Below are 1,253 nucleotides of genomic sequence, written 5' to 3' on the forward strand. Positions count from 1 at the left end.
CGGGCGCCCTCGGCGCCGCCGGCGGTGCGCGTGCGGGTGTGTTCGCGTGCCGGTGCACTGGGCGCGACCAGGACGCCGGCGGCCAGCGCCAGCAGCAAGGGAGTGATGCGACGGGACAGCGACATGGCGTTCTCCGATGACGGCAGCGGCGTGCTGCCGAGCGTCACCGTAGCCATGGCGCCGGCGCCGCGGGCGCCGCATCGGCCAGCAAATGTTGCCGAACGCCGCGGCGGAAACATCCGCTTACAGTTGCGCCGCGGCAGCCGTTGCCGCGGGGCCGCGGCGCAACCGATAGTGGCGTCCATGGACGATGCCGCGCCCGCTCCCCGCCTGCTGCTGGTCGACGACGACGACCGCCTGCGCGCCCTGCTGTGCCGCTACCTGGAGAGCCAGGGCTTCGCGGTCAAGGCGGTGGCCGACGGCATGCAGCTGCAGCAGGCGCTGGCGCGCGGCCACTACGACCTGGTGGTGCTGGACCTGATGCTGCCCGGCGAGAACGGCCTGGAGATCTGCCGGCGCCTGCGCGGCCAGGGCGACGCCACCCCGATCGTGATGCTGACCGCCAAGGGCGACGAGATCGACCGCATCGTCGGCCTGGAGATCGGCGCCGACGACTACCTGCCCAAGCCGGTCAACCCGCGCGAGCTGCTGGCGCGGATCCGCGCGGTGCTGCGCCGTACCCGCCCGGGCGGCGCCGGCGCACCGCAACCGGAGGGCGGCGAGATCGGCTTCGGCCGCTTCCGCCTGCACCTGGGCCGGCGCGAGCTGCGCCGCGACGGCGAACCGCTGAAGCTGACCACCGCCGAGTTCGCGGTGCTGTCGGTGCTGCTGCGGCACCCGCAGCAGCCGCTGAGCCGCGACCGCCTCTCCAGCCTGGCGCACGGCCGCGAACACGAGCCGCTGGGGCGCAGCATCGACGTGATCGTGGCGCGGCTGCGCAAGCTGCTGGAGGACGACGTGCGCACGCCGCGGCTGATCCAGACCGTGTGGGGCGTGGGCTATGTGTACGTGCCGCCGGAGCCGCAGGCGTGAGCGCGCCGGCTTCCCGCGTCGCCGGCTGGCCGCGCAGCCTGTTCGGGCAACTGGCGCTGGTGATCGCGCTGGTGCTGGCCGGCGCCGGCCTGCTGGCGCTGCTGCTCGGCCGCGAACTGGCAGTGCGGCCGGCAGCGCAGCAGCAACTGCGCATGCTGCACGGCTTCGCCAATGTCGCCGAGGCGCTGCAGCGCTCGCCGGCCGCCGCGGCGCTGACGCCA

Annotated in this window: 2 protein-coding genes; both read left to right on the top strand. The window is 74.6% G+C overall.

Annotation, left to right across the window (positions count from 1 at the left end; translation table 11 throughout):
• The first annotated feature begins 303 nt into the window (after nt 1-303).
• Nucleotides 304-1,032, top strand: coding sequence for an osmolarity response regulator transcription factor OmpR (ompR, locus tag D183_RS0106650; RefSeq protein WP_017908321.1), 729 nt, complete (start codon nt 304-306; stop codon nt 1,030-1,032).
• Nucleotides 1,029-1,253 (top strand): hypothetical protein (locus tag D183_RS24140; protein ID WP_039726366.1); only part of this gene is annotated, 225 nt, incomplete at its 3' end. The genes ompR and D183_RS24140, both read left to right, overlap by 4 nt.

The sequence above is a fragment of the Xanthomonas sp. SHU 199 genome (genome assembly GCF_000364665.1).
GTDB lineage: Bacteria > Pseudomonadota > Gammaproteobacteria > Xanthomonadales > Xanthomonadaceae > Xanthomonas_A > Xanthomonas_A sontii.